This is a genomic window from Psychrobacter sp. 78a-MNA-CIBAN-0178 (assembly GCF_040309625.1).
Lineage (GTDB): Bacteria > Pseudomonadota > Gammaproteobacteria > Pseudomonadales > Moraxellaceae > Psychrobacter > Psychrobacter okhotskensis.
This window is the reverse complement of record NZ_JBEOOZ010000066.1, coordinates 1-921: the sequence shown is the minus strand read 5'-3', so window position 1 is coordinate 921 and position 921 is coordinate 1. Positions and strand designations below refer to the sequence as shown.

The 921-nt window shown below is 40.9% G+C and carries 2 protein-coding genes; both read left to right on the top strand.

Going from position 1 to position 921, the window contains the following annotated elements; genetic code table 11:
• Positions 1 to 64: 64 nt before the first annotated feature.
• The gene (locus tag AAEY80_RS14245) at positions 65 to 415 is read left to right on the top strand and encodes an IS630 transposase-related protein (protein WP_201541006.1); all 351 of its coding nucleotides are present in this window, start codon (positions 65 to 67) and stop codon (positions 413 to 415) included.
• Complete coding sequence (locus AAEY80_RS14240) at positions 390 to 914, top strand: IS630 family transposase (RefSeq protein ID WP_156915621.1); 525 nt, start codon at positions 390 to 392, stop codon at positions 912 to 914. Before AAEY80_RS14245 ends, AAEY80_RS14240 begins: the two co-directional genes overlap by 26 nt.
• Positions 915 to 921: the final 7 nt, after the last annotated feature.

The following is a 921-nucleotide window of genomic DNA, read 5'->3' as shown; positions in this document are numbered from 1 at the left end:
GTATAGTGTATTAAATATAAAAATGTTATAAGATAAAACATCTCAACAGATATACTCAATTATCATGACTTACTCACTAGATTATCGCAAACAAGTTCTTAAAAGCTTAGCAGATGGCATGACCTTTGCCGAGGCAGCCTCTTTTTATGACATTAGTCCAACCACTATTCAAAAGTGGAAGAAACGGCTGCATAGTAAGAGCACTCGCAATGTTACGCCATCAAAAATACCGGATGATGCACTACGCAAAGACGTTGAGCGTTACCCTGATGACTATCACTATGAGAGAGCAAGACGGTTCAACTGTACTGCCCCAGCCATTTGTGAGGCTTTAAAACGCCTAGGCATCAGTCAAAAAAAAGACCTTAGAGCATCCAAAAGCATGTCCAATAAAAAGAGCGGCGTATCAGAGTAAGCTTGATAACTTTAAACAGCAAGGTTATCCCATTGTGTATATGGACGAAAGCGGTTTTGAAAGCCAGACCATTCGTCCTCATGGTTATGCACTGATAGGCAAACCCTGTATCGACAGCTACAACTGGCAAGGTAAAAAGCGAACCAACGTCATTGGGGCTCTATATGAAAAGATGCTATTTGCACTGGATTACTTTGAACACAACATTAACAGCGGCATATTCTACGATTGGTGCAAACACACCCTAATCCCAAGCCTTAAAACCAAATGCGTGATTGTCATGGATAACGCTCGGTTTCATAAAAGTAGACGTATCCAAAAATTACTGAACAGGCATGGTCATCGTATCCTATGGCTGCCGCCGTACAGCCCAGACTTGAACCCTATTGAGAAAAAATGGGCTCAAGTGAAGTTTCTACGCCAAGGGTGGATGGAAAACGACTTATCCAAATTATTTTATGATGTTTGTCCTAGCCATAACACTTTTGTTTTGAACTGACTATAGC

Bases quoted from the DNA above. Each gene is read 5' to 3' on its own strand.
- AAEY80_RS14245 (WP_201541006.1), top strand. From the start codon at position 65: ATGACTTACTCACTAGATTATCGCAAACAAGTTCTTAAAAGCTTAGCA.